Annotated in this window: 25 protein-coding genes and 1 pseudogene; 16 read left to right on the top strand and 10 right to left on the bottom strand. The window is 61.4% G+C overall.

All coding sequences use genetic code 11. The features are described from left to right. Window positions 1–24 precede the first annotated feature (24 nt). The 5 genes from BLIJ_RS08515 (at window position 25) to BLIJ_RS14620 (ending at window position 5,660) form a co-directional block, all read left to right on the top strand. On the top strand, window positions 25–855 hold the full coding sequence (locus tag BLIJ_RS08515; RefSeq protein ID WP_012577951.1) for a histidine phosphatase family protein: 831 nt from the start codon (window positions 25–27) through the stop codon (window positions 853–855). A gap of 111 nt (window positions 856–966) precedes the next feature. After that, the gene (locus BLIJ_RS08510; RefSeq protein ID WP_041982031.1) at window positions 967–2,256 is read left to right on the top strand and encodes a uracil-xanthine permease family protein; all 1,290 of its coding nucleotides are present in this window, start codon (window positions 967–969) and stop codon (window positions 2,254–2,256) included. A 398-nt stretch (window positions 2,257–2,654) separates the two neighbouring features. Further along, window positions 2,655–4,871: a DEAD/DEAH box helicase gene (locus BLIJ_RS08505; RefSeq protein ID WP_014484986.1), complete on the top strand. Its 2,217-nt coding sequence runs from the start codon at window positions 2,655–2,657 to the stop codon at window positions 4,869–4,871. 196 nt (window positions 4,872–5,067) lie between these two features. Next, on the top strand, window positions 5,068–5,259 hold the full coding sequence (locus BLIJ_RS14625) for a hypothetical protein (protein WP_014484985.1): 192 nt from the start codon (window positions 5,068–5,070) through the stop codon (window positions 5,257–5,259). A 116-nt stretch (window positions 5,260–5,375) separates the two neighbouring features. After that, on the top strand, window positions 5,376–5,660 hold the full coding sequence (locus BLIJ_RS14620) for a hypothetical protein (protein WP_014484984.1): 285 nt from the start codon (window positions 5,376–5,378) through the stop codon (window positions 5,658–5,660). Window positions 5,661–5,830: 170 nt separating this feature from the next. On the opposite strand, the gene BLIJ_RS08490 is transcribed toward BLIJ_RS14620, so the two are convergent. Next, window positions 5,831–7,096: an alpha-amylase family protein gene (locus BLIJ_RS08490; RefSeq protein WP_070104402.1), complete on the bottom strand. Its 1,266-nt coding sequence runs from the start codon at window positions 7,094–7,096 to the stop codon at window positions 5,831–5,833. Between the two features lie 281 nt (window positions 7,097–7,377). Between BLIJ_RS08490 and BLIJ_RS08485 the strand changes: the two genes are divergently transcribed. Together BLIJ_RS08485 and BLIJ_RS08480 are read left to right on the top strand one after the other, a co-directional pair. Beyond that, window positions 7,378–8,430: an inorganic phosphate transporter gene (locus BLIJ_RS08485; protein ID WP_003829169.1), complete on the top strand. Its 1,053-nt coding sequence runs from the start codon at window positions 7,378–7,380 to the stop codon at window positions 8,428–8,430. Between the two features lie 17 nt (window positions 8,431–8,447). After that, window positions 8,448–9,071, top strand: a complete 624-nt coding sequence (locus tag BLIJ_RS08480; RefSeq protein WP_012577947.1) for a DUF47 domain-containing protein — start codon at window positions 8,448–8,450, stop codon at window positions 9,069–9,071. 182 nt (window positions 9,072–9,253) lie between these two features. Here BLIJ_RS08480 and BLIJ_RS08475 read toward each other — a convergent pair whose 3' ends face one another. Next, window positions 9,254–9,907, bottom strand: coding sequence for a response regulator transcription factor (locus BLIJ_RS08475; protein WP_012577946.1), 654 nt, complete (start codon window positions 9,905–9,907; stop codon window positions 9,254–9,256). Next, window positions 9,907–11,262, bottom strand: a complete 1,356-nt coding sequence (locus BLIJ_RS08470; protein WP_012577945.1) for a sensor histidine kinase — start codon at window positions 11,260–11,262, stop codon at window positions 9,907–9,909. Before BLIJ_RS08470 ends, BLIJ_RS08475 begins: the two co-directional genes overlap by 1 nt. 385 nt (window positions 11,263–11,647) lie before the next feature. Between BLIJ_RS08470 and BLIJ_RS08465 the strand changes: the two genes are divergently transcribed. The 3 genes from BLIJ_RS08465 (at window position 11,648) to BLIJ_RS08455 (ending at window position 15,412) form a co-directional block, all read left to right on the top strand. Further along, window positions 11,648–12,631, top strand: coding sequence for an ABC transporter ATP-binding protein (locus BLIJ_RS08465; RefSeq protein ID WP_012577944.1), 984 nt, complete (start codon window positions 11,648–11,650; stop codon window positions 12,629–12,631). 116 nt (window positions 12,632–12,747) lie between these two features. Next, window positions 12,748–13,986, top strand: a complete 1,239-nt coding sequence (locus tag BLIJ_RS08460; RefSeq protein WP_012577943.1) for an ABC transporter permease — start codon at window positions 12,748–12,750, stop codon at window positions 13,984–13,986. Continuing rightward, entirely contained in the window at window positions 13,973–15,412 is a 1,440-nt protein-coding gene (locus tag BLIJ_RS08455) for an ABC transporter permease (protein ID WP_012577942.1), read from the top strand. Before BLIJ_RS08460 ends, BLIJ_RS08455 begins: the two co-directional genes overlap by 14 nt. 4 nt (window positions 15,413–15,416) lie before the next feature. On the opposite strand, the gene BLIJ_RS08450 is transcribed toward BLIJ_RS08455, so the two are convergent. The 3 genes from BLIJ_RS08450 to BLIJ_RS08440 all read right to left on the bottom strand — a co-directional run bounded on the left by BLIJ_RS08450 (window position 15,417) and on the right by BLIJ_RS08440 (window position 18,086). Then, complete coding sequence (locus BLIJ_RS08450; protein WP_012577941.1) at window positions 15,417–16,895, bottom strand: ATP-binding protein; 1,479 nt, start codon at window positions 16,893–16,895, stop codon at window positions 15,417–15,419. 92 nt (window positions 16,896–16,987) lie between these two features. Then, a complete protein-coding gene (locus BLIJ_RS08445) occupies window positions 16,988–17,575 on the bottom strand; it encodes a VapC50 family PIN domain-containing toxin (RefSeq protein WP_012577940.1) in 588 nt (195 codons plus the stop codon). Next, complete coding sequence (locus BLIJ_RS08440; RefSeq protein ID WP_012577939.1) at window positions 17,556–18,086, bottom strand: helix-turn-helix domain-containing protein; 531 nt, start codon at window positions 18,084–18,086, stop codon at window positions 17,556–17,558. Before BLIJ_RS08440 ends, BLIJ_RS08445 begins: the two co-directional genes overlap by 20 nt. A 230-nt stretch (window positions 18,087–18,316) precedes the next feature. Here BLIJ_RS08440 and BLIJ_RS15050 point away from each other — a divergent pair, with 230 nt between their 5' ends. From BLIJ_RS15050 to BLIJ_RS08425, 3 genes are all read left to right on the top strand, one after another. After that, complete coding sequence (locus BLIJ_RS15050) at window positions 18,317–18,604, top strand: hypothetical protein (protein ID WP_014484982.1); 288 nt, start codon at window positions 18,317–18,319, stop codon at window positions 18,602–18,604. Continuing rightward, complete coding sequence (locus BLIJ_RS15045; RefSeq protein WP_231837823.1) at window positions 18,544–18,903, top strand: SGNH/GDSL hydrolase family protein; 360 nt, start codon at window positions 18,544–18,546, stop codon at window positions 18,901–18,903. The genes BLIJ_RS15050 and BLIJ_RS15045 overlap by 61 nt, the downstream gene beginning before the upstream one ends. 197 nt (window positions 18,904–19,100) lie before the next feature. Beyond that, window positions 19,101–20,321, top strand: coding sequence for an MFS transporter (locus BLIJ_RS08425; protein ID WP_014484980.1), 1,221 nt, complete (start codon window positions 19,101–19,103; stop codon window positions 20,319–20,321). Between the two features lie 193 nt (window positions 20,322–20,514). Here the strand turns inward: BLIJ_RS08425 and BLIJ_RS08420 are convergent, their stop codons facing one another. Together BLIJ_RS08420 and BLIJ_RS08415 are read right to left on the bottom strand one after the other, a co-directional pair. Beyond that, window positions 20,515–21,138: a Type 1 glutamine amidotransferase-like domain-containing protein gene (locus BLIJ_RS08420; RefSeq protein ID WP_012577936.1), complete on the bottom strand. Its 624-nt coding sequence runs from the start codon at window positions 21,136–21,138 to the stop codon at window positions 20,515–20,517. 99 nt (window positions 21,139–21,237) lie between these two features. After that, window positions 21,238–21,852, bottom strand: a complete 615-nt coding sequence (locus BLIJ_RS08415) for an isochorismatase family protein (RefSeq protein WP_041982029.1) — start codon at window positions 21,850–21,852, stop codon at window positions 21,238–21,240. Between the two features lie 159 nt (window positions 21,853–22,011). Here BLIJ_RS08415 and BLIJ_RS08410 point away from each other — a divergent pair, with 159 nt between their 5' ends. Continuing rightward, entirely contained in the window at window positions 22,012–22,413 is a 402-nt protein-coding gene (locus BLIJ_RS08410) for a VOC family protein (protein WP_012577934.1), read from the top strand. A gap of 89 nt (window positions 22,414–22,502) precedes the next feature. Here BLIJ_RS08410 and BLIJ_RS08405 read toward each other — a convergent pair whose 3' ends face one another. Then, window positions 22,503–23,441 carry a cobalt transporter gene (locus BLIJ_RS08405; protein WP_012577933.1) on the bottom strand — a complete coding sequence of 313 codons (939 nt, stop codon included), beginning with the start codon at window positions 23,439–23,441 and terminating at the stop codon, window positions 22,503–22,505. 345 nt (window positions 23,442–23,786) lie between these two features. On the opposite strand from BLIJ_RS08405, the pseudogene BLIJ_RS14400 reads away from it, so the two are divergent. After that, a pseudogene (locus tag BLIJ_RS14400) lies at window positions 23,787–23,945 on the top strand (DUF2975 domain-containing protein); the annotation flags it as partial. A 6-nt stretch (window positions 23,946–23,951) separates the two neighbouring features. Then, window positions 23,952–24,161 carry a helix-turn-helix domain-containing protein gene (locus tag BLIJ_RS08395; RefSeq protein ID WP_007053395.1) on the top strand — a complete coding sequence of 70 codons (210 nt, stop codon included), beginning with the start codon at window positions 23,952–23,954 and terminating at the stop codon, window positions 24,159–24,161. Between the two features lie 129 nt (window positions 24,162–24,290). Here the strand turns inward: BLIJ_RS08395 and BLIJ_RS08390 are convergent, their stop codons facing one another. Next, window positions 24,291–25,655: a nucleobase:cation symporter-2 family protein gene (locus BLIJ_RS08390; protein ID WP_012577932.1), complete on the bottom strand. Its 1,365-nt coding sequence runs from the start codon at window positions 25,653–25,655 to the stop codon at window positions 24,291–24,293. Window positions 25,656–25,692: the final 37 nt, after the last annotated feature.

The raw sequence follows: 25,692 nt of genomic DNA, 5'->3' as shown, positions 1-25,692 counted from the left end.
ACCGACAACGAAGGAGGAGCGCAGATGAGCATGCCGCTCGATCTATATGTAATCCGACATGGCGAATCCGAAGCGAACGTCATCGTCCAGGCGGGCGAGCAGGGCGACAACTCCCTGTACACGCAGGACAACGTCACCGTGCCCGACCGCTCATGGCGGCTCACCGCCACCGGTCGCAAGCAGGCCGACTGCATCGGACGCTGGCTCGTCAGCCAGCAGCAGCTGTTCGACCGCTACATGGTTTCGCCGTATGTGCGCACCCGCGAGACCGCGGCCACCATGGCCTTGCCCAAAGCCAAGTGGGAGGAGAACCGTGTGCTGCGCGAACGCTCCTGGGGCGAGATCAACACCATCACCAAGGACGAGTTCAAAACTAACTACGCCCGCAACTGGAACTTCAAGAACACCGACCCGTTGTACTGGCGGCCGCCGGCAGGCGAATCCATCGCCGACGTGGCCGAGGACCGCGTGCATAACATCCTGACCTCGTTGAGCCGCAAATCCGACTCGGAGTCCGTGGTCATGGTCACGCACGGCGACTTCATGCTTGCCCTGATGCTCACCATCGAGGATCTGGCCGACGAGGAGTTCCTGCATCGCGCCGATTCGGACGACTGGAAGATCACCAACTGCACGTGCCTGCATTACACGCGCCGAGACCCCGAAACCGGTCGCACGTCCAAGCGTGTGCGTTGGGAGCAGACCGCCCGGCCCGTGCTTGATGAGGCGAGCGGACGCTGGGAGGTCAAAGTGGAGCCGTGGCGCGAATTCAAGCGCCCGTACCTGTCCAACGGCGATCTGGTCGATGTGGTGCAGGCCGTCGACCCCCACCTGCTGGAGTATTACGGCAAGTGAGCGTTCCGACGGATGGACGCCGCACGATCCCCGTACGCTAGAATGACGCGTGGCGCGGCCGGTCTTGTGTGCCGCACCACCAAGCAAGAGCGAGGAAAGTGAGCAATGTCCATGTCCAATATCTTCCAATGGCGGCTGCATGGCGACGGCAAGACGCTGGCGCCCGGCGAGGTCGTCGAGCCCGATGAACGTCTGACTTGGGTGCGCACCGCCGGTATCGGCGCACAGCACGTCATCGCCATGTTCGGTGCCACCTTTCTGGTGCCGATTCTGACGGGCTTCGACCCGTCCACCACCCTGTTTTTCACGGCTATGTCCACCGCACTGTTCCTGCTGATCAACAGGAACGTGCTGCCGAGCTATTTGGGCTCGTCCTTCGGCTTCATCGCACCGATCACCGCGGTCACCACCGCCAACAAGGGCATTGCGGTCGCCAGCTTCGGCATCATGGTCACCGGTATTCTGCTGGCCCTGATTGGCGTGCTCGTGCACTACGCCGGCTCCACATGGATCGACATCATCATGCCGCCCGTGGTCAACGGCGCGATTGTGGCCATCATCGGTTTCAATCTGGCACCTTCCGTGTGGACCAACTTCCAAGCCGCGCCGGACACCGCACTGGTTACCCTGCTGGCCGTGCTGCTCGTGGCCGTGCTGTTCAAGGGCTTGCTGGGTCGCCTCAACATTTTGGTCGGCGTAATTATCGGCTATGTATATGCCTGCATCCGTGGCCAGGTCGACTTCTCCGCCATCGGTGACGCCGCATGGATCGGCTTCCCGAAGTTCCACCTGCCGCAGGCCGATTTTTCCATCCTTCCCATGTTCATCCCTGTTGTGCTCGTGCTTGTGGCTGAGAACGTCGGCCATGTCAAGTCCGTGGCCCAGATGACCGGCCGCGACTACGACAACCAGATCGGCACCGCCCTCATGGCCGACGGCCTGGGCACCACGCTCGCCGGCTTCGGCGGCGGCTCCGGCACCACCACCTACGGCGAGAACATCGGCGTGATGGCTGCCACCAAGGTGTACTCCACCGCCGCCTACTGGTGCGCAGCCGCCTTCGCCCTGATCCTGAGCCTGTGCCCGAAGTTCGGCGCCGTGATCAACACGATCCCCGCCGGCGTGCTCGGCGGCGTGACCACGCTGCTGTACGGCATGATCGGCATGATCGGCATCCGCATCTGGGTGGAAAACAAGGTCAACTTCGACAAGCCGCTGAACATCATGGTGGCAGCTATCACCATGATTATTGCCATCGGCCAGTTCGCCTTCGCTATCGGCGGCGTCTCCTTCAACGGCATCGCCATCGGCACGATGGTGATTCTTGTGGCCTACCACGGCCTGAAGGCCATTGGCAAGGCAACCGGCACTATTGCCAAAGACGATCCGGATATTTTGTAGTGTGTTTTAGTGCTACTGGGCCGTATTGTGGTTCAGCCTTTTTGCACAATGGCTCCTACCTTCACTGGTAGGGGCCATTTGCGTGTTCCATGGAGCGGTGCTCGCCTTACATGGTGGTAGAACCCATGGGGCGGTAATTGGCCCATGGGGCGGCAAACATCCCATGGGGCGGTAAAACCCTCATGGGGCGGTAGGTGAAAATGGCTTTATTCTGCGGTTTCACAATTTCTTCAAACCGCCTCATGGGCAAGTTACCGCCTCATGGGCCAATTACCGCCCCATGGGGTCATAAGTAAAGAGTGGGATGACAGCGTGGCGAGCACCAAGTAAAGTAGGGGGCTTACGCTAGGCTCAGAAAGCTTGCGTAATTTGCATAACCTTTGACATGAAAGGCCACTGTGCCCCGTAATAATTTCGATGATCGTGACGATTCCGCTGATTTCCAGATGAACGACAGCGCGGAATCCCGCCCCCTTACCTTTGGCGAACTTGGCGTACCCGGACCGCTGGTGCGCGTGCTTGCGGCAGATGACAAGAAGACCGCATTCCCCATTCAGGCCGACACCCTGCCCGATTCACTGGCCGGCCGCGACATTCTCGGCCGAGGGCGCACCGGCTCCGGCAAAACCCTCGCCTTCTCCATTCCGCTGGTCACCCGGCTGGGCTCCTATGATTCGCTTGGCGAAATCGCGATGGAGGAGTTCCGCAACGAAATCAAGCGCCGCAAGAAGGCCAGCCTGGAAGAGCGCCGCGCCGACGACTTCCTGCCGCACCCTCGCGGCCTGGTGCTGGCCCCCACCCGCGAGCTCGCGAACCAGATCAACGACGTGCTGATGCCGCTGGCCCACACGTTTGGCATGAACACCACCACGGTGTACGGTGGCGTCAAGTACATCCACCAGATCCGCGATCTGAAGGCCGGCGCCGATATCGTGGTCGCTTGCCCGGGCCGCCTTGAGGACCTGCTGCGCCAGCAGGCGCTCACGCTCTCGTCCGTCGAAGTCGTGGTCATCGATGAGGCCGATGAAATGGCCGATATGGGCTTCCTGCCGCCGGTCAAGCGACTGCTTGAGCAGATTTCGCCCGACGCCCAGCACATGCTGTTCTCCGCCACGCTCGATCACGGCGTGGATGAAGTGGTGAACACCTTCCTGCATGATCCCAAGGTGCACGAGGTCGATTCGGCCACCACCGAACCTGATCTGATGACCCACCACGTGTTCGAGACCACGCGCGGCGACAAGCACGAACTCGTGCGTACACTCGCCTCGGGCGAAGGCCGCCGCATCCTGTTCACCCGCACCAAGTTCCAGGCCAAGAAGCTCGCCAAGAATCTGACGCAGAACGGCATTCCGGCCGCCGAGCTGCACGGCAACCTGAACCAGAACCAGCGCGATCGCAACCTCGCCGCATTTGATTCCGGCGATGTGCGCGTCATGGTGGCCACTGACGTGGCCGCCCGTGGCATAGACGTCGGCGGCGTGGAGCTCGTGGTGCAGGTCGAGCCGCCGGCCGACCCGAAGTCCTTTGTACACCGCTCCGGTCGTACCGCCCGCGCCGGCAAGGCGGGCGACGTGGTCACCCTCGTGCTGCCCGAGCAGCGCCGCGAGACGCGCCGCTTGCTGAACCAGGCCGGCATCAAGACCAAGATGATTGAAGTGACCCACGATTCGCCCGAAGTGCTTGAGCTTGTGGGCGACCGCGCCGAGCGCGTGGATGGCTGGAGCCTCGACAAGTCGCAGCCCGTGGGCAACCCGCGCAAGGGCAAGAACAAGGGTGCCAAGAACGCGGCGGGCGACGAGTCCGGCCGCGGCGGCAATCGCAATCGCAATCGCGACGAGCAGAACGTTGCCGAGACCGAATTCCAGCACGAGAACGAAGGCGGCGAGTTTGTTGCCGAAGGCGAGCCGCAGCGCAAGCACGGCGACAAGGCCAGCAAGAAGGCCGTGAAGAAGAACCGCAACCGTGCGGAACGCCGCGTCGGCATGAGCAACCCCGAGGCCGAGCGCCGCGACTATCTGTTCGAGCATGGCGATGACCGCCGTAAGGGCGGCCGTCGCGACGGATACGGCAAGAACCGTTACGGCGAGCGTCAGGATGATGGCCGCAACGAGTACGGCAAGAACCGGTACGACGATCGTCGTGGCGGCAAGTTCGAAGGCCGCGATTCTGGTCGCAGCCGTCGCAATGATCGGTACGGCAAGGGCGGAAAATTCGACAAGCGCGACGGGGCCGAATACGGCCGCAACGATGATTTCAGCGGCCGTAAGCATGGATCAAGCCGTCGCTTCGATCGTACTGATCCCCGCGATTTCGAGCGTCCGCGTAAGCCGCGCCGCAATGAGCGCAGCCACGAGGGCTACGGCTTCTCCTATGACGAGCGTTCCCATGACGGCCGCAGGCAGTCCATGCGCAACACCCGTCAGGGCGAAGGCGGCAAGCGCATCCATCGCAAGAACGAGAACCGCATCGTACGCGACGAGCGTTCAGAAGGTGCCAAGCGTCACGAACGCCGCATGATCGCCAAATACGGCAACATGGAAGGCCCAAACCGCCGCCATTCCAAGAAGAATCGCAACAATGCGCCATTCCGTATGAAGTCCGGACGCCGTTAGTCCGACAGCGCGTATGAATCAGGCCCGACGACCTTTGATGGTCGCCGGGCCTGATTGTGTTGTAGGTCGGTGTTTTCGATGCGGATGCCTGTTCCCGACATGATGTGTATCATTGTTTCATAAATATGTTATATTAATACACAACTTGATGGGAGCCACGCTGCCATCCATCATCGGGTTGTTCGACGGATCGCCTATGCGTGGGCTGGTCGTCGGACTGCGGGTCGGCACATCCGGGGTGGGCATAGCGCTCGGCCCGGTCATCGGCGGCATCCTGCTGCAACGGTTCGCATGGGATAGCGTGTTCTGGGTGTGCGACGTCATCGGCACGTTGGCCATTTGCGCCGCCTTCCTGTGCCTGTTCGGTTTCATCTTCCTCACGACCTAATGGTTCCAGGCGCTGCGTGGGTATTTGGCGCTCGAGATGGCGATTGCCACACTGCCGTTCGCGGCCGTCATGGCCGCAGGCATCGCCCTCGTCCAGGGACCGCCACCGACACACTGATGACGGCCGTGCCGGTCAGCGAGGAAGGCATGGGCAGTGCCGTCAACGACACGATCCGCGAACTCAGTGGCACGCTCGGCGTCGGCATCATGGGGTCGCTGCAGGCCGGCACGTACACCACCGGCCTGACGGACGCGCTGCGAGGATCCTACCTGCCCCAGGACATCCTTGGCGCATCCAAGGAATCCGTGATGGCTGCAGAATCCATTTCCGGCTCCCTGCCGGGCACCCTGCGCAGATTGCTGGATGACTCGGTCGCATCCGCGACGATGACCCTCACCTGATTGCATCCTCCATCTGGGTGTCCATACACGGGTTCATCCAATTCGAACTGCGTTCCGCACAACCCCGCACACGCGGCCGCGAACGGGTCGACCGGTCGTACGGGTACCTGCTCGACCTGCTGATCCGAGGCATTCGGCGGTAAATGATGAGCTCCCTCTGATGAGGTAGCTCAGTATTGATACGCTGTACTGCCGTCGGCGTTGCGGATGGTGAAAGTGGGGGATTGCTCGATGTTGAGGTCCACGGTCAGGGAATGCTGGGCGTCGGCGCTCGTCGAACGATAGACGAAGTGCTTGTTTTCCAGCTTCACGGCCTCGGTACGCGCATCCATCAGCCATGGGTTGCGACGGCGCAGCGCGATCAGCGCCTGGTGCAGTCGGTATGTCGGCTCTCCCAGCGTGGACAGTTCGGCAGGGGAGTCGGGGAACTTCGGACGTACGTCGTCATCGCCGCCGAAACGCTCCTGCTTGACGCCCACATAGCCCTGCTCGTCGCCGTAATAGATGCTTGGCACGCCGCCGACCGTCATGAGCACCGCCAATGCCAACGCCGCCTTGGCCGGGCCAATCTGCGATGCGATACGCGTCACGTCATGGTTGCCGATGAACGTCTGCGGCACGAAGGAATTCAGGAACGCGTTGTGCCGCTTGAGATTCCAATCCAGCTCGAAGAAGTTCTCCGTCTCCAGCGCATGCTGGATCGACTTCCATAGCTCGTATTGCGTGATCGAATCCATCGTGGATTCCTCGATGATGCGCGGGTAATCGCCATGGATCACCTCACCGAAAATCCACGAATACGGGTGTGCGGCTTTGACCTGCGGCAACACGCGCGCCCAGAACGGGCTCGGCACGGCATACGCGGCGTCGAGGCGCCAGCCGGCGGCTCCGCGATCCAGCCAATGGCTCATCACATGGACCACATAGTCAACGGTCTCGTCAGCCGAATGGTCCAGCGCCACCAGATCCCCGTGCCCCTCGAACACATCCAAAGCGGGTTCGTCATTATCGCCGACATGCGCGCGGACCAGACCATGCCACGGGTTGTCGGCCGGATTCAAGCGTCCGGTGGTCTCGTCAAGCGCCGCCCGGACGGCCGGATGATCGCGGCTCACATGATTGAACACGCCATCCAGCACCACCTGCAATCCCATGTCCCGGCAGGCCGCAATCAGCTGGTCGAACGCGGCATCCCCGCCCAATCGCACATCGATGTGCATATGGTCAAGCGTGTCGTATCCATGCGTCGCCGACTCGAACACCGGACCCAGCAGCAGGCCGGACGCGCCTAGATCGCGCACGTACTCCAGCCAAGGGATCATCGCGTCAAGGCCGCGGCCATGGAACTGGCGCGGGCCGGCGGGCCTGATATCGGCACCGCAGAAGCCCAGCGGATACACGTGCCAGAACACCCCGTACTTCACCCAATCGGGCATTGTGCGGCTCGAATCCGTGCTTACAACCACTGTGCACCTCCTGATTGACACCGTGTCCATTTTCGCACACGCATGACCGAATCCTCGGTAGATGACGAGAGTTGTCGATGCAGGCGCCGAATCGAAGCATACGACTGTCCCGCTCTGTTTTCACGAAAGGATGCGCGGCGCGCAACATAACAACACCATAAAACCCGCGCGCCATGGGAACTACGTAGCCATTCTTCCGTTACAATCAGTGTGACGGCTTCCGCCCCCGAAGAAGAAGGTGTTGATTCCCCTTGGACGTCTCACTGGCGCATTTCCTCCAACAAGTGCTTTCCAACCCGGCTCTGACCGTCACAACGTTGCTGACGCTGGGAGTCATCTTCGTCAACGGCTGGACCGACGCACCCAACGCCATCGCCACCTGCGTGACCACGCGATGCATGCGCGTACGCTCCGCCGTCATCATGGCGGCCATCTTCAACTTCCTCGGCGTCTTCATCATGACGCAGCTCAACGCTTCCGTGGCCTCCACCATCAGCAACATGGTCGATTTCGGCGGCGACACGAACGCAGCGCTCATCGCCCTATGCGCGGCGCTGTTCTCCATCGTCGTATACAGCGTGGGCGCCTCGCTGCTCGGCATACCCACCTCCGAAAGCCACAGCCTGATCGCCGGCCTGTCCGGAGCGGCCATCGCCATCCAAGGCGGCATCGGCGGCATCAACATGGGCGAATGGGTCAAGGTGCTCTACGGTCTGGTCGCAAGCCTCCTGTTCGGCTTCGCCGTCGGCTGGTTGGTATGCAAGGCCGTGACCCTGATTTGCGCTGGCATGGACCGCCGCCGCACCAACGGGTTCTTCACCTACGCGCAGATCGTGGGCGCGGCGGCCATGAGCTTCATGCATGGCGCGCAGGACGGCCAGAAGTTCATCGGCGTGCTGTTCCTCGGCATGGCGTTCTGCAACGGCCAACCCAGCGTGACCGGTGTGATGATTCCGGTCTGGCTCATGATTCTGTGCAGCACCATCATGGGCGTAGGCACGTCCGTCGGCGGTGAACGCATCATCAAATCCGTGGGCCAGGACATGGTGAAACTCGAGAAATACCAAGGCTTCTCGGCCGATCTGTCAAGCGCGCTGTGCCTGCTCGTCATGACCGTGCTCGGCATCCCCGTCTCCACAACGCACACCAAGACCAGCGCCATCATGGGCGTGGGCGCGGTACGCCGCCTCTCCGCCATCAACTTCGGCGTGGTGCGCGACATGATGCTCACCTGGGTGTTCACCTTCCCCGGTTGCGGTCTCATCAGCTTCGTAATGGCCAAACTGTTCATGGTCGTGTTCTAGAAAGGAATCCACCCATCATGGCGAGACAAAAAGACGTGTTCTACTTCGACGGATTCCGCCGCAGCGCGGACTACGCATGCCAGGCCGCGAAGCTGCTGTCCGAGGTCATGCACGACTTCAATCCGGACCAGCTGCGCGAACGCATGGACAGCATGCACGCGATTGAGAAGTCGGCGGACGAGGTGCGCCACGACATGATGGACGAACTGGTGACCGCGTTCATCACGCCGTTCGACCGCGAGGACATCGACGAGCTTGGCCACGTGCTCGACGATGTGACCGACAGCATCGAAGGCGTACTCAACCGCATGTACTACGACAATGTGACCGACATGCGCGACGATGCGGTCCAGATGTCGGATATGGTGGTGCGCGCCACGGAAAGCATCTGCGAGCTGGTCAACGAACTGCCGCGATTCCGGCATTCCAAGACGTTGCGCGAACTGGTGTTCGCCATCAACACGATCGAAACGGACGCCGACCACCTGTTCATCGAGTCGATGCGCACGCTGCACACCACCTGCACCGATCCGCTGCAGGTGTTCGCCTGGCATGACGTGTACCGTCACCTCGAACAGTGCTCCGACGACTGCGAGCGCGTGGCCAACACCATCGACAGTATCGTCATGAAAAACAGCTGAGGTTGGTTTTTCACAACCTCCCTCTGATGAGCCGAGCCGTGAAGAAAACGCCGGAGGTGTTTTTAGGCGAGGGTGAGTGAGAACGAGCGAATAAGAGGTCAGCTGCAAGCTGTCCTGAATCGCGTTCGAGGTGGCATCGCGAAGCGATGACGGAGGGAGAGACCTACTCGACCAAAGGCCCCTCACCGATGGGCGTTGAGCCAGAGGATGGCGAGTTGGGTGCGATTGGTCAGACCGAGCTTGTCCAGTATCGCGCTGATGCGATTGCGGACCGTGCCTTCGCTCAGGAACAGTCTGGCGGCGATGTCGCGGTTATCGAGGCCCTCGGCGACCAGCGCGGTGATCTCACGCTCACGCTCGCCAAGCAGGCCTTCGATGGAATCGGCGGTATCTCCGGAATCGTCGGAATCGGCAGGATCCGGAGTCCGTTCGGTGAGCTTGCCGAGCACTTCCGCGCCGAGCACCACCTGACCTGCCATCACCGCCTGCAGCGCAGGCCCGACCGCCGCCACATCCTGTTTGATGAGATAGCCCTTGGCGCCAAGCCCCATCGCCTGCGCGATATACGACTGGTCCGCAAACGTGGTCAGGAACAGTATGCGCGCGGCCGGGTCCGTGGCCAGAATATCGCGCGCGGCATCCAAACCGCTGGTGCCGGGCATCTGAATATCGATCAGCAGCACGTCCGGTCGGCTCGCCGGCGTCTCGAAATAACGGCGCACGGCGGTATCGCCGTCATTTGCCGTCCATAGCACCTCGGCCGTGCCGGTGGCCGTCAGAATCGTCTCCAACGACTGGCAGACGATCGGATCATCATCCACGATTGCGATTCTCATCAATCCCTCGATTCCATGGTCCAACGCTTCTTCGGCACGGATACGAACACACGCCAGCCGCCCTCATACGGCCCGCAAACCGCAGTGCCGCCAAGGGCGCGTACGCGCGATTCGATATCCGCCAAACCCATGCCGCGCATCAGCTCATCGGCCGAACCGCACATATCGGCAACACTGTCGGCGGCGAGTCGCGAGCCGACGCGCGTGGCACGCATCGCACGCGGGCGGGCAGCGGCCGTCCGGGACCCATCGGACTCGGACACGGCCGGCCCCGGATCCTGAATGACCAACTGCCAGAACGCGGGGAAGCCGCGCAACGTTACGCTCGCCTCGTGCGCCGCACTATGATGCACCACGTTCGACAATGCCTCGCGAATCACGGTCGTGAAACAGCGCGAGACCGGCGCGGGCGCCTTGGCGATATCGTTGGCCAGCGTCACGGCGAAACCGGGGGAGATGCCGTCGAACGACGTGACGGCATCATCGATCTGCGCGGCGAAATCAGTGCCGTCATCCTCAAGATCATGCACCGAACGGCGCACCATCGTCATCGCATCATCCAACGTCGCACCCAACGTGGCGAACCCTTGCGCGGCGACCGTATCGTTCGTCGCCTCGGCCACCGTCCTGCCGGCCTGCGCCTGCATGATCGCGCGGGTCAGCAGATGGCCCACATTGTCGTGGATCTCCCGGGCGATACGCGTGCGCTCGCCGAGGGTCGCCATGCGAATCGACTGGGCGCGTTCCTCATCGATGTCAGCGATGCGCGAACGAGTGGCCCGCGAGGATTCGCGCGCCCTGTCCTGCGCGTGCAGCAACGCGCGCCGCGCCTCGTCCGAGGAGGCGCGGGCCCGGCCCAGAACGAATCCAAGCAGGGCGACCATCGTCATCACCAGCGTCTGGAGACGGTCGGTGCCACGGGCGAACCAGAGCGCGATTGGCGGCAACACCCATATCCAGCGCGCGGCGACCGAAAACCGCGGGGCCGAACGTATTGCATCGGCAAGGGAACGGCGAGAGGCCGCGGTCCGCGAGACACTGGGGGAGCGGCCGCTTGCCGCAGTCCGTGCCCCAGTTCGGGCTCCGGCCGAGGCAAGGGCCGGCAGCTGTGCAGTATCGTAGGCGATGAGCGGCATGAACGCACACCATGAAGGCACCGCCACGGCGATGGCGAGAAACGCCGCGCACAATACCCAAGACCATTGTGCAGCGGGGCGCAGCCATTCCACCAATCCGGCGACGGAAACGGCCAACAGCAGGCCGGCGATGAACACGCCATCGAGCCGCACCCCGACAAGCCAGGCCAAAGCCAGGCCCAGCACGAGCAGCAAGCCCTTCTCGGCCAACACGCGCATGGCACCTCCCCGGCTCGACGCTCTTCCACCACCAGTCTAGCGGTGTGCGGAACACAACGAACTTGACGGGCGTGCGGAATTATTCGCATGACGGTCCAAGACAACGGGTCTACACTTCCCGAATAGATGAGGCACAAGCGTCGGATGTTGTCGACACAACCGTAAAGGGATGATACCGATGATTGCGCAAAGCCACAGGGCGTCCAACTATGCGATGGACGAGATCAGCCTGATGCCGGTCGATAAGGTGTACAAGGCCATGCAGACCGACGCCGAAGGGCCGTAATGACAAATGTCACGCCTGTACGGCCAAGTCGTGACGTTTGCTTGTGGCGGCGTCCGGCCCCTTCTTGGGATGATGGAATCACCAAGGAAGGGAGTGGCTATGGCAACCGACAACAGAGCTTCCGAACACGACTCGACAACCAACCCGGCTCTGGCCGTGCACGTCAGCCAACTGGTCAAACGCTACGGCGACATGGTGGCGCTCGACTACTTTGACCTTGACGTGAACCAGGGCGAGATTTTCGGCCTGCTTGGGCCGAACGGGTCCGGCAAAACCACTGCGATCAACTGCATCCTCGCATTGCTCACCTACGATTCGGGCACGATTCGCGTATTCGGCCAGCCGATGACGCCGACCTCATACGCGCTGAAGCGCCGTATCGGCATCGTGCCGCAGAATGTGGCCGTGTTCAACGAACTGACCGTCACCGAAAACATCGACTACTTCTGCTCGCTGTACGTGCCGAAGAAAACTGACCGTGCGCCGCTGGTCGAGGAGGCCATCGAATTCGTCGGTCTCCAGGACTTCCGCAAGTTCCGGCCCGGCAAACTGTCCGGCGGTCTGCTGCGACGCCTGAACATCGCCTGCGGCATCGCGCACAAGCCTGACCTGATCTTCTTCGACGAACCCACGGTCGCCGTCGACCCGCAAAGCCGCAATTCGATTCTGGAAGGCATCCAGCGGCTCAACCAGGCCGGCGCCACGGTGATCTACACCAGCCACTACATGGAGGAGGTCGAGCAGATCTGCGACCGCATCCTCATCATGGACCACGGCCGGCACCTGGCGCTCGGAACCGCCGACGAGCTCAAGAACATGATCGACACGGGCGAGCGCATCACCATCGAAACGCTCGATCTGGCGGATTCGGCGATGGCTGAGGTCCGTGCGCTGCCGTGCGTAATCGAAGCCACCTACGACGGCAAGGAACTCGACGTGCGATGCCGGCGCGGCGAACACAACCTGACCGACGTGCTCGACGCGGTGAAACGCTCCGGCGCCAACATCGGCCACCTGACCAGTCGCCCGCCCACCCTCAATGACGTATTCCTGGAACTCACCGGCAAGGCGCTAAGGGACTAACAATCTTGCCCCCGCTAGCGGGGCTCCCGCGAAGCGAGTGGGGGTGGCCTTGCAACAACCACCCTCAGTCGGCTTCGCCGACAGCTCCCGTCAGCGGGAGCAGGTAAGGAGACATCATGTGGACCACATTTCTGGTCGCATTGAAAGCGAACTTGCGCAACCGGTTGGCGTTGTTCTGGATGACCGTGTTCCCGATCGTGCTGGCGACCATGTTCAACGGACTGTTCGGCGGGCTGGCCGAAGCATATGAACTCAAGCCGGTGCCGATGGCCGTCATCGAAGACACCCGTTGGCAGCAGGCGGACGGTGCCCGCACCTTCGTAGACGCGCTGGCCGGGGAAACGGAATCGGCCTCAGACGACACGACCTACGCCGGAATCGACCAAAAGCTGCTGACCATCACCACAGTCGGCACCGTGAAGGAGGCCGAACAACGGCTCGCCGACGGCACTGCCAACGGCTATCTGACCGCCGACAATAACGGCCGATTGGCGATGACCGTGAGCCGGGAAACCGCCGTCACAGCCAAAGACTCCACGCAAAACAGCGGACTGGACATTAGCCTCGCGGCCCTGCGCGGCGTCATCGACCTGTACAACCGCACCGACGCCGTCACCCGGCAGACCATCGCCGACAATCCACAGGCCGCGCTCAGCCGGAACTTCTGGAACAGCGTCGGGCAGAACGTCGACATGACCCATGAGACGACGCTCACGCATTTCCAGCCTGACGCGATCGCCCGATACTATTACGCGCTGCTGGCCATGTCCTGCATGATGGCCATGGGATACTCCATCAGCACAGTCGCCGCCGCACAGGCGAACCTGTCCGCGCTGGGCATACGGCGGACCGTAGCGCCGCTGAGCCGGGCCAAACAGCTCGTCGCGGGCTTCCTCTCCTGCTGGCTGTGCTCGTCGGTCGCCCTGTCCATCGCATTGGCCTATATCCGGCTCGCCTGCAACGTCTCGCTCGGCGGACGCGAACCGGCAGCGATTTTCGCGGTCATCATCGCCTCGTTCATGACCAGCTCAGCAGGCACCCTGCTCGGCGCGGTACCGAAGCTTTCCTACGACACGAAATACGGTTTGTCGAGCGGAATCGCCTGCATATTGTCGCTGTTCACCGGACTGTACGGCGGCTTCGCCATGCAGATCAGTGACTGGATAGCACGCAACGCGCCCATCCTCGGCACCATCAACCCCGCGCAACAGGTGACGAACCTGTTTTACGACATTTTGTACTACGACAGCTACCAGCCGTTCATCACCACTTGTGCCATTTTGCTGGCGATGAGCGCGGTATTCCTCTTGGCTGGCATCGCAATGCTGAGGAGGCAACGCTATGAACACCTGTAAAGCCACATTGCGTGTACTGTTCTCGCACAGGGCCTACCTGTTGATTTACCTCGTGTTCGTGGGCATCATGATGCTGTCTATCAGCTGGTCGATGCTGTCTGGCACATCCGATTCCGCAGCCGCGGCATTCGAGCCGGCCAAAATGCGTGTCGCCGTCATCGATCGAGACTCGGACAGGGGCGGCATCGCGTCATCGATGCGCACATACCTGTCGGATTCCAGCGAACTGGTGAACGTTGACGATGCTAGTGAAACTCTGCAACAAGCCGTCGCCTCGAACTGGGTGGATCTGATCGTCATCATCCCCGATGGTTTCGCCGACGATTTCATTGATGCCGCGGCGACAGGCGAGAATCCACCAAGCGTGGACACGGTCACCAGCTATACGTCCGGCGCAGGCTCGATGGCCCGGATGAACGTCATCGGGTTCCTTTCACTCACGCGTACGGCACTGATTGGCTCGCATACGACGGTCGATAGTGCGGCGCTCGCAGCTATGGCCGGCATCGACATTGGAGACACTGCGGGTGATTCGTCTGAAGATGGCATGGGCGGGTTTGGTGAATTCTCGAATCAGGACATGCTTGATAGGCTGCCGGCCGGTCAGATTGAGAAACCCAGCGTCGGCGATCTGTTCGAGGCATCGAAAGCGGCTGCCGCATCGGCGAGTGACATGGACGCGAACCATAAGGTCGCTGTGATCGACACGGCAAGCGCGGACGCGGAAAGTGCTTCGGACATGGCGGCCAGCGGATTCGGCAACACCATGAAAACCGCGCTGCATCCGCTGTTTTTGGCGATGACCGTCTGCGGATCAATGATTCTGGGCACATTCACCACCGGGGAAGTTCGCCGTCGTCTCACCGCATCCCCACAACGCATGTCGTCGATGGGACTCCAGCGGTTGCTGACGCTCAGCGGATTCGCGCTCGTCGTATGCGTCGGTTATCTGGTGCTGGCTGTCGGTCTGATGGTCGCGGCAGGACTTGATCCGTTGACATTGAGCGCCGAAGGAGTGCTGATGACGTTCTGCGCAACCTGCGTATATGCGCTGATGACCGTCGCCTGTGGATTCATGCTCAGCGAATTCGGGTTTTCGGAGGCGGCTGCCAACGGATTCGCCAATATCTTCGGCCTGCTCATCATGTTCACGTCGGGAGTTGCGTTGCCGGTTGACATGATGCCCGGCGTGATGGTGACCATAGCCAAGTTCCTGCCCGGCTGGTGGTATTGCACCGCGATCGACAACGCGCTCGGCTCCGGCACGGCGGAGGAAACCGGCATAAGCGTCGCCGGCTGGGCCGGCTCGCTGGGATTGGTCGCACTGTTCGGCGTGATGTTCATCTGTATCGGTCTGGCCGCCGGCCGGTTCCGCCGCTCCCGCCCCGCCCTGGCCGCGCCCGCCACCACGCAGCTGGCCGAGTGAGAAATCAGCCTTTCAACCGATACCGCTGCACCGGGTCATCGGCGAACTTGACTCGGGCGACCCGCCCTTCCTTCATCAGCTCGCGCATACCGGATGTGGCGGCCAGCGGCGTCAACTGCAGTTCGCGCATGATCTCCTTGACGCTCATCGCCGAATGCCGCTCCAGTACGGTCATAATCGCCTTGACCACGTCGCCCGGCGAACTGTTCGCCATCGTGCGCTGCTTGGTGATGGTCATCGTGAACGTGTTGATGTCGTTGCGCGTGGTCGCCGGCTCGATGCCGGCCTCACGCAACGCGGCGGCGATGCGCTGGTAGCCGTCGCCGCCTTCTGGGTTCACAAACCCGCCGCCCGGATACGGCGTGGACTCCAGCAGCGTGAACAGGAACTGGTTTCGGGTGGAGACGAACGGTGCACCCGTCACCGGATGCGGACTCGCCAGCACATCATGTGTCACCATGCCATACAGACCGCCCGGATTGGTGATCTCGATGCGATTGGTGAACACGCTGATATGCACCTGCGTGCCGCGCGCATCGGGCGAATAATCACGGTGGGTGAGCGCGTTCGCAATCGCCTCGCGCAACACGAGCGGCGGATAATCGGGCTTCTTCGCGCCAATCCAACGCATCAACGAGTCGACCGCATCGTCGATCATCACCGGAATCGAACCGACCACCGACTTCGAGGCGACCAATCGCTCGTCGCCCCGGAACACATCGTCCCGGCTCGTCCCCGGAAACACGGCTATCGAAATGCCGAGCCGCGGATAGAACTTCTGCGGATAGCGGCCCAACGCCAGCAGTCCGGCCAAGGTGGGACGCAGTATTCCGCCGACCTCCGACTCGTCGGAATCATCATGGCGCAACACCTGCAGATCCAGCAGCACGTCGATGCCGTCCCGGTCGGCGAACACGCGCGGATGCTGCTCGCGCACGCGCGCCAACAATCCGGCAACAAGCTGCGGGTCGAGGTCATCGGTCGTGGCGCCGGGCACGATATCCAGATCGTACGTGGGCTGCAGATGCTCCTCGATGAGCCGGTCGACCTCATAGGAGGTCATGCGCCGGTCGCCGTCGCCGGTGCGGATGAACGAGCCGCCGTGCGGTCCGAGCGCGGTGGTGAAGCAGGGCTTGTCGCGCGGCAGCATCTCGTCGATGCGCGCGAACACCAGATTCGTGCCTTCGAACGGGCAGGTGACGATCACGGGCCGCACCACCGGCGTCATCTTCTCGCACGCCTGGCTCAGCGCCTCCTGCATGGCGCGCGCGTCGAATCCCTCGACCGGCGTGAACCCGTTCTTTTCGGACAGGCCAAGGATGATCCAGCCGCCGGAGCCGTTGGAGAACGCGGACAGCGTATCGGTGATGGTCGAGGAGATCTTGCGCTTGCATTCCTTGACCTCGCACTGCTGCGTATCGTTGCCGATCAGACGCATGAGTTCGATCAGCTCAGTCATTTTGGCAGTATAGTCATCGACCATGGCGGCCTCCTTGACACCATTGTGCCCCATAATCCGCCGCCCGCTCGCCTCCAGCCCCGCCGGTTCACCCCAATTCATCCAGAATTCATGGGTTACTGGTCAAAGTACGAATGATTGCCGAGAGGCTGTCGTATATGCGCAATAGCGGCTGCAAACTGTGTTGCGCCAGAGCGTTCAAGTCTTTTAGCAAAGTCGGGAATGTTTATCGGTGGCCGATGTCGAGAATCGATAAGCTCACGTATGGCGCTAGCTGTGGCTTCCGGATTTCGTCTAAGTAATACACAGAGCAAATCATCTGGCGTGATGACCTGAATGGAGAAAGAGTCAAGCAGTTTCTGGGGAAAATCCTTGATATTGCGCGTGGCCAGTGCGTCTGCTTTTCCCTGTGCCGCAGCCGCAAGTACGTGACGATCATCCGGGTCAGGCAGATCGAATTGGCTCCATTCCGATTCCTCAACATGTATGGAGGATTCGGGGAATGCCTGGTCCATCATTATCAGTCTTTTTCGGAAGGCTTGTTGTGCGGCGTCAGGCAGTGTTCGGGAGGCGGCTTCCTGTGCTTCTTGTAATACGTTAGGCGACCACAGGGGAAGAAAAAGGTCATGCTCGGCCAAGGTGAGCAGAACATCGGTCAAGGTGATGGAATAGATGACATTGGCATCAAGAAACACCGACAGCATCGGCCCGTACTCTCCTTACCTCCGATACCGCATGCATGGCTTCCTGCGGGGTCGGCTCGGGCAGGTCGTACAATTCGGCGTCTTCCCCGACGCCGATCATTTGGCTCAGGGCGCAATCCTTGGTGTGTTTCGAGGCTCGCTTGTATTCAAGCAGGTCTTCCAGCCGGATGCGACGGTGATTGGACGGACGTGAAAAAGGAATAAGTCCTTTATCAAGCAGTCTTATCAGTGTTTGCCGCGAAATGCCGAGCATTGCCGCCGCCTGTTCGGTAGTCAGATCTTGTTCGGTGGCACTGATCATTACACTTTTGCCTTCGGCGAGAAGGATGGCCGTCTGCCTAACGGCGTCGCAAAGCTGCGAAGGTAGGGGAGTCTCCACGCCGCTGGCATCTTTGATGAAGATCTGCTCATCAAGAAATCGTGCGGTGAATGCCTCCAATGTCGTCATGTCGTCAATGTTGATGGATGGAAGGATTGTTCGTGGAATGGTGAGTTTGTCGGATTCTGCCATGGTGACCTCCTTTTTATCTATCACAGTATAAAACGTCCAAAGCGACCAAAACACCTAAAACGTTCAAATTATGCGAATTGACGATGGTTATCGAGTTTTTGAATATGGGTTGATACTGGCCGCTAACGAGGTCGAGGAGGGCGGACTATGTTGGGGGCCGTGGGAATCTTGCGTGTGATTGATGCTGCCGTTGCTCCGATTGAGAGTATGTGGGCCAAGGGCCGGGGAAGTTGGCGTCCGAGCCGAAGGGCAAGCGGTTCGGTTTGTTCGATGCCAAGGGTCGCGGGGTGGATATCGAGGCGCCGATCGGCCCCGATTGGAAAGGCGCGAACGGCGTGAAGCCGATTCGTGCCGTCATGGTCGGCGATTCATTGGTGGCCGGATGTGGCGTGGACGACCAGTCGAAAGGCATTATGCCGCTGCTTGCCGCGCGCGTCGCAAGCGTACCGGTCGGCCGGTGGCCTGGCGTACGGTCGGCAAGCTCGGCGCGACCGCCCGGCGCGTGCGCTACCGGATGATCGGCGATATCAACGACCGGCCGGATGTGCTGATCGTGTGCGTGGGCGGCAACGACATGCTCGCCGGCCGTTCGGTGCGCGAATGGGCCGCCGGCCTCGCGCCGGTGCTGGACGCGGCCAAGAACAAGGCCGGCAGGGTGGTGCACGCTTTTGCTGGTCGCTCCATCCACCACTGCCGCGAAACCATCGGTGATGATCAGCCCGTTCTCATTGAGCGACTGGTCAGACCTCTTGCCTTGGCAGTGCTGTTCTATGATGTGCATAGCGATTTTCGATTCCATGGTTGTCAGAACGCTTAAAGGCGTCTACTGGCTCATTATGATGGCAGCAGTGACATGCGGATATGGGGGGCGCTGTCTAAATGAAAGTGCAACACCCTTTAGATTGGAGATTGTCCAGATAACCAGTGAAAGGGTGTTGCACTTTCATTTAGACAGCGGGGGGACGATTGAGAAGTCATAATTCCGTTACACTGGCAAGGACAAGGAACTAAGGTATGCGAGGATTATCGGTATTGAGCAGGGCGTTGCGATGGGCGTTGGTGGGTATGACGTTTTCGATGCTGTCCAACGCGATTTTCGAGGGGTCGGTGATTCCTTCGATTCTGATCGTCGGACTGCCGGCATGGGTGATCGCGTTCCGCAAGACGTTCAATCTGGTCATCGACTTCGCTTCTCCGATATCCGCATGGATCGTGCAGCGGTTCGGCTCGTTCCGTTCGCTTGCGACCACGGAGGGCGTGGAAGGCGTACTGTGCCTGGCGGTCGCGCTGGTGCCCAACGGTTGGACGTATTGGAAGTGGCTGCTGCTGGCCCTGTCATGCCTGCTGCTGATGACCGGGCAGGTCATCGACGTGGCCTCCGAAGTGTTCGAGGTGGATGCGGCCGGCGACGACGATGACATGCTCGTCAAGTACAGCGGCTACGTCGCCGTGATTGCCAGCGTGGCCGGTACGTTGCTGGGCCAGGTTGCCGGATCGGCCTTGGCCAACGCCTCCATCATGGCCATGCTGCTCACCTCGTCGGCACTGTCATTTGCCTGCGCGCTGACGCGATTCCGCACCCGCGAGTTCATGCCGGGATTCGGCAACGATGGTGCGGGCGGCGGTGACGGCGACGGCTCCGCCGACGAATCCACGGCGGCCGACACGTCACACGCGCCGCAGCGCACTCCGGTCACCCGCTTGACCCGGGTCAGACTGCTGGTCGCATCGCTGCTGCTTGCGCTGATTCCGTCGCTGTGGGCAAGCTATGCGTTACTGGGCATCGGCTCCCGGTACGGCAGCGATATGCTGACCGTGGTCTACGCATTCGGCGGCGTGGGCAGCATCATCGGATCGTTTGTCTACATGCGGCTCTCCGCAAAACTCGGCATGCGCGCCGTGTCCGCCATCGGGGCAATCGCCACGGCGATTTCCCTTGCCGCCGTACTGGTTCCCGAGTTTGCCGCGGTGTGCGTCGGATGGCTCATCAACAACCTCGGCTATGGCCTGCTGGCGCATGGCGTGATCGTATCGCGACAACTGCTGCTGAGCGGTGGTGACCTGGCCAAATTCAGCGGCCGTGCCAGGTTCGCGTATGCGATCGGCGGTGCCGTCGGCACGTGGGGCGGCTGGCTCGGCTCCGCCCACTGGCAGATACTCGCCGTCGTGGCCCTGGTACTGTGCGCCGGATTCATCCCGTTGCTCAAGGCCATGCCTGGCCCGGTACGGCACTGAGGTGACGGATGGGGCCGGCTGGCATCTCGTGCGCCGGGCGTCTTTCGGCAGATTTTGCCGTGCTGATGTACGCAGGTGTTGACGTTCGGCGAGGTTCCCAACCACATTGCTGTGTGATTGATGCCGCTCGATAGGCATGTCAGGCCGGACACACCACGGCGATGCCGAATGGGCGACGGGCCGACGACCCGCATCATCGCAGCAACCGGGTTTTGCCATCCTTGACGAGCAGGGCCTGCCGGTTGGTGAGGGGCTTGAGACTGAGATCGGCGCCATACCGGTCGAGAATGCGTTGTGCGGCGTGGCCCATGGCCGCTGCATGATGGTGGGGGACCACGCAGAAATCAGCCAAGCCCAATCCTGCGTAATCGGTGAGATCGGGGGCTTTGTCCGTGCGGTCCATGAGCTTGATATAGCCGATGTCAGGTGCCGTGATGACCGAGCCCGCGGACTCGCCGATGTACGGCATGCCGGCGCGCACCTGCTCGATGATGGCCCGGTCGGCGCCGGTGCGGCGCAACTCCTGCAGGAGGAAGAACGTGTTGCCGCCGCCCACATAGATGTAGTCGGCCTCGGCGATGCTACGCGTGACGCGTTCGGCGGACCCGCTCGGCACATCTTCCACATCCAGTTGCTCCACCTCGAAACCGAGGCGTTGCAGCGCGCGTTTGCTCAACGCCGAGTGAACTGGCCCCCACGGTTCCACGGCGCTCGCCGTCGGGATGAACGCGACCCGCTTGCCTTGCGGATGCGGTTCGACTTCATGCACGGCGGACGAGGCGTTGCGGAATATCGAAGTCAGCAGCATCGTAACCATAAAAGCCTTCTTCACATATCGACTAGGCGACTATGCGGCAGTGTCGGGCTTGAATATACGGAAGTGTTCGTGCGTTCGCTCTGGGTATATCCGGCCTGATCAGCGGGACTCGGCCAATGTGATGCTGGCCGCCGTCATCTGTTTGCGGGCAGCGACACCGAGCTCCTCGCTGACCGGTACGGTCAGGCCCTCGAACACGGTGACCTCGAAACCAAGCTTCCCGGCATCGAGCGCGGTGTCCTTGACGCAATGCGATTCGGCGATGCCCACCACATCCACGCGACTCACGCCGGCGGCCTTCAGCGCATTGGCCAGCGTCTTGCCGGCGGATTGCTCGGCCGTGACCTCCTCGCGGGTCTGGATACGGTCGGTATTGTCCTCGATGCCCTCAAAACCGGAATATGCCGCCGAATACTGGCCCTTCTTGAAATGATGCTGGATATTCAGCGCCTTGATCGCCGTATGCAATTCGGCGTTCGGCGTGCCGGCCGCACCATGCTTCGGCCACGTGTCCACGAAATCCGGTTCCGCCGACCAGTGCGCGCCCGGCTCGATATGCCAGTCCTGCGTGGTTGCGATATACGCGTACTCGCTGCGATGCGCGTTCACATAATCGGCGATCCGCTCGGCGACCGCGTTGCCGCCTTCGACTCCCAGTTCGCCGCCTTCACAGAACGTCGGCTGCACATCCACCACAATCAGTGCCTTGGTCATCGTCATTCCCCCTATTGCCTTGGATTCGTTTTGAATATTGTCTCGAACTCGACGTGCGATTGCTCTCATCATAGCCATGCGCGGCCCTGTGGGGAAACGTTCGGGCTTACACTGCAAGCAGCAATCGAATACAAGAACCAGGGGAGGGCGACCAAGACTATGCTGGACCATCTGACGTTGCACGTGAAAGACATCGACCGTAGCATCACATTCTACAAACAGGCGCTCGCACCGCTCGGCTATATCGTCAAGGCGCATCATGAGCCCACGCTCGGATTCGGCGTGGATGATGGAACCCTGCACTCCGATTTCTACGTGTCACCGATTGACGGGCCGGAGGCGGAGGCTTCGCCGGTCACGCCGGTCACACACATCGCGTTCCTGGCTGACAGCCAGCAAGCCGTGCAGGCGTTCCATGCAGCCGCGCTCGCCGCCGGCGGCCGAGACAACGGCGCTCCCGGTCCGCGCCCGTACCATCCCGGCTATTACTCCGCATTCGTGCTGGACCCGGATGGCAATAACATCGAAGCCGTCGTGGATTGGGCTCATTCGAACGAGTAAAAAACATATCCGTGTCGTGCCTCAGGCAGCATCGACGGCGTAGGCTCCAGCCAGTCGGATTTGTGGTCGCAACGGCGGTATAGGTCACATCACGCAAGCGTGACGGTGACGGTCTGCTCGGCGGTTTCGGTGCCGGTCCATGTGCCGGCTCTGCGGTTCCAATCCATGCCGTCCGCGTGCAGTGCGTCAATGCCGTATTGATGCGCCTGCGTGACCAGCCAGCCTGCCGTCTGCCAGCAAAGTCGAGTGCGGTTGTCGGCGGACAGGCCGTCCGGCAGCGTGATCGTCAACGTTGTGCTGGCCGTATTGGTCGCAGCGCCGTTGTTCGTGCCGGTTTTGCCATTTGGGGGCGCAACCGAGACATTGACATTCGGCAGTGTACCGCCTATGTTGGCAACCAACCCGTCCGCGTCCGAGGAGATTGCTGGCTCCAACGCGCACGTGACGTCCGCCGACCGTTCACCGGTCAGCCCCGAGGCCCAGGCGCGTGCCATCGCATCCCATGTGGCATATAGTTCCGGGTAGCCTGAGCGCTGCACCTCCTGCGCGGCGTCCTCCACCGGAATCGTCTCCCAATCCGGCACCTGCAGCAGATGGTCGTAGAAGATGTTTGTCGCATAGGTCATGTCGGACACCTGCTCCGCCGTGCCCCAGCCTTGGCTGGGCCGCTGTTGGAACAGGCCGAGCGAATCCAAGTCGCCGTAGTCCAGATTCGTCAGCCTCGACTCCTGCATGGCCGTGGCGATGGCCACCGTCGCCGCGTGATCCGGCAGTCCGCGCGTGACGGCGATGTTCGCAATCAGCGCCGCGTTCTGCGCCTGATCAGGCGTCAAGGTGCGGCGGGCTCCGTCGGGCGACACCGCCGCGCAATATGCTTCCTCGGCCGTGCGCGCGGTCTCGTGAGGCGTGAATAGCCGTGGCAGCAGCGTCCATGCCGCGATCAGCACCGCAACAACAAGTATGACGGCTGCAATCAGCGCGCCCGCGCCATGGGAGCGGCGTCTGCCGTACCGCACCTGTTGTCCCATTGCGCCTCCAATATTTCGGTGTCATGGCTGACCGTGACCGGCTGGCCTATGCAGCATGCGGGATTTGCCGTGTTCCGGCTCGGCCGTCATCATGACAGCGTGGCATATCCACCTGAACGGCGGCTGCGCCATCACGCGACTTCGTGACAATTCTTCACGCTTCATGACATCCGCGCAATCAGACCGGGGAATGATACGCCGACATCTGTATTGCAAGGTTGACGCGGCTGATAAGCCGATTCGCAATCGTCTATTTGCGTTTCAAGGGGCTGATTTGCTCGTTCCGAGACATCCACTTCCGTTTCGAGGGGCTGATGGCCGAGTAGCGACAGCTCCAGAACGGCGATGAGCGGCGCGCTGGCTGGCCTCTGCCCGAGCCAGACGTCGATGCACTGGCCATATCTCATTATGGGCGTGCTGTTCCTGCTCTGCATCGAAGCGGCGTTCGTGGCCGTATGGAAACTGTTCTCCTTGTCCGGCTCGGGAGCGAACTCGAGCAGGTGATTTGAGATGACGATTCGCATCAATCTCGACGTCATGATGGCCAAACGCAAGATTGGCGTCGGCGAGCTCGCCGAACAAATTGGCATCACGCCCGCCAACGTGTCCATTCTGAAGAACGGACGTGCCAAAGCCGTCCGCTTCACCACGTTGGACGCCATCTGCAAGGCGCTCGACTGTCAACCCGGAGACATCCTCGAATGGGAAGATGTCGATTGATCGACACGCCACCGGCTCGAACTCATGGTTCAACTTGTAGTCTCTCTCAAAATCAATGATGCCCTATCATCCTGCAAGACGATAGGGCATCATCATGTGATTATGCGCAGCTGATATGTCGCGTTGTTATCACTCGGCGTCCGCGGCCGGTGCCTCCTTGGGCGCGGAGAGGAAGTGCTCCTCGCTGGGCAGCACGGCGTTCAGGATCACGGCCACCACGAACGCCACGGCGATGCAGTTCGAGGCGAAGATTTGTTGGAACAGTGTCGGGAACTGCGCGAAGATGTCGCTCACCTGGGTGAAGCCGATGCCGATGGTCAGCGAAAGCGCCGCAAGCGTGATGTTGCGCTGCGTGAAGCCCGCTTCGGCGATCATCTGGAAGCCCGAAAGAATGATGTTGCCGAACATCATGATCGTGCAGCCGCCGAGCACCGCCTGTGGCAGCGAGTTGAACACCTCGGCGATGGCCGGCACGAAGCTCGCCAGCACCAGAATCAGTCCGCCGGAGAGAATCACCTTGCGGTTGACGACCTTGGTCATGGCCACCAATCCGATGTTCTGCGCGAACGAGGTCAGCGGCAGGCATCCGAACAGGCCGGATACGGTGGAGATCAGGCCGTCGCCGGCGATGGCGCCCGCGGTCTCGCGTTCGGTGGGAGTACGGTTCAGGCCCACCTTGGTCAGCGCGGCGGTGTCACCCAGCACCTCGACCGAGGAGACGACGTAGAGCAGGCCGATGGAGATGATCGAACCCCAGTCGAACTCAGGCTTGAACGGCATGAACTGCGGCACGGACACGATGGCGAGGTTCTGGAAACCGGAGAAATCGACCTTGCCCATGCAGATGGCCGCCACATAGCCGACTACCAGGCCGAACAGCACGGACAGCTGCTTGGCCGTGCCCTTCATCAACAGCTGGAACGCCAGGCAGGCGACCAAAGATATAAGCCCGAGCGTTAGGTTTTGCCAGGAACCGAAGTCCTTGGCTCCGCTGCCGCCGCCGAAGCTCGTGGCACCCACGTTGAGCAGCGAGAAGCCGATCGACGTGACCACGATGGCGGAGACGATGGGCGGCACGAACCGACGCCAATACTTGGCCGTCAAACCCAGCACGAGTTCCAGCAGACCGCCGACCATTACCGCGCCGACCACTGCGCCATAGCCCTTGTCCGCGCAGATCGCCACGGCGGCCGCCACGTAGGTGAAGGAGATGCCGGTGACCATCGGCAGACGCGAGCCGATGAGCCACGCGCCGTACAGTTGCAGGCAGGTGCCTAGGCCCGCAACCAGAAGGCCGGCCTGGATGATGGTGGCCGATTGGGCCGGGGTCATTTTCGCGGCCGAGGCGACGATGAAGATCGGGGCGAGGTTCGCCACGAACATGGCCATCACATGCTGCAGGCCGAACGGAATGCCCTTCCAGAAGGATACTGGCGCGTCCAGCGAAGACAGCGCCTCAAAGGATACGGAATTCTTGGTTTTCTTCTCTGACATGATTCTCTTCTTCTCTCTGTTGCTCCCGCCGGCGGGA

It is taken from the genome of Bifidobacterium longum subsp. infantis ATCC 15697 = JCM 1222 = DSM 20088 (assembly GCF_000269965.1).
Taxonomy (GTDB): domain Bacteria; phylum Actinomycetota; class Actinomycetes; order Actinomycetales; family Bifidobacteriaceae; genus Bifidobacterium; species Bifidobacterium infantis.
This window is presented reverse-complemented; position numbering and strand designations above follow the sequence as displayed.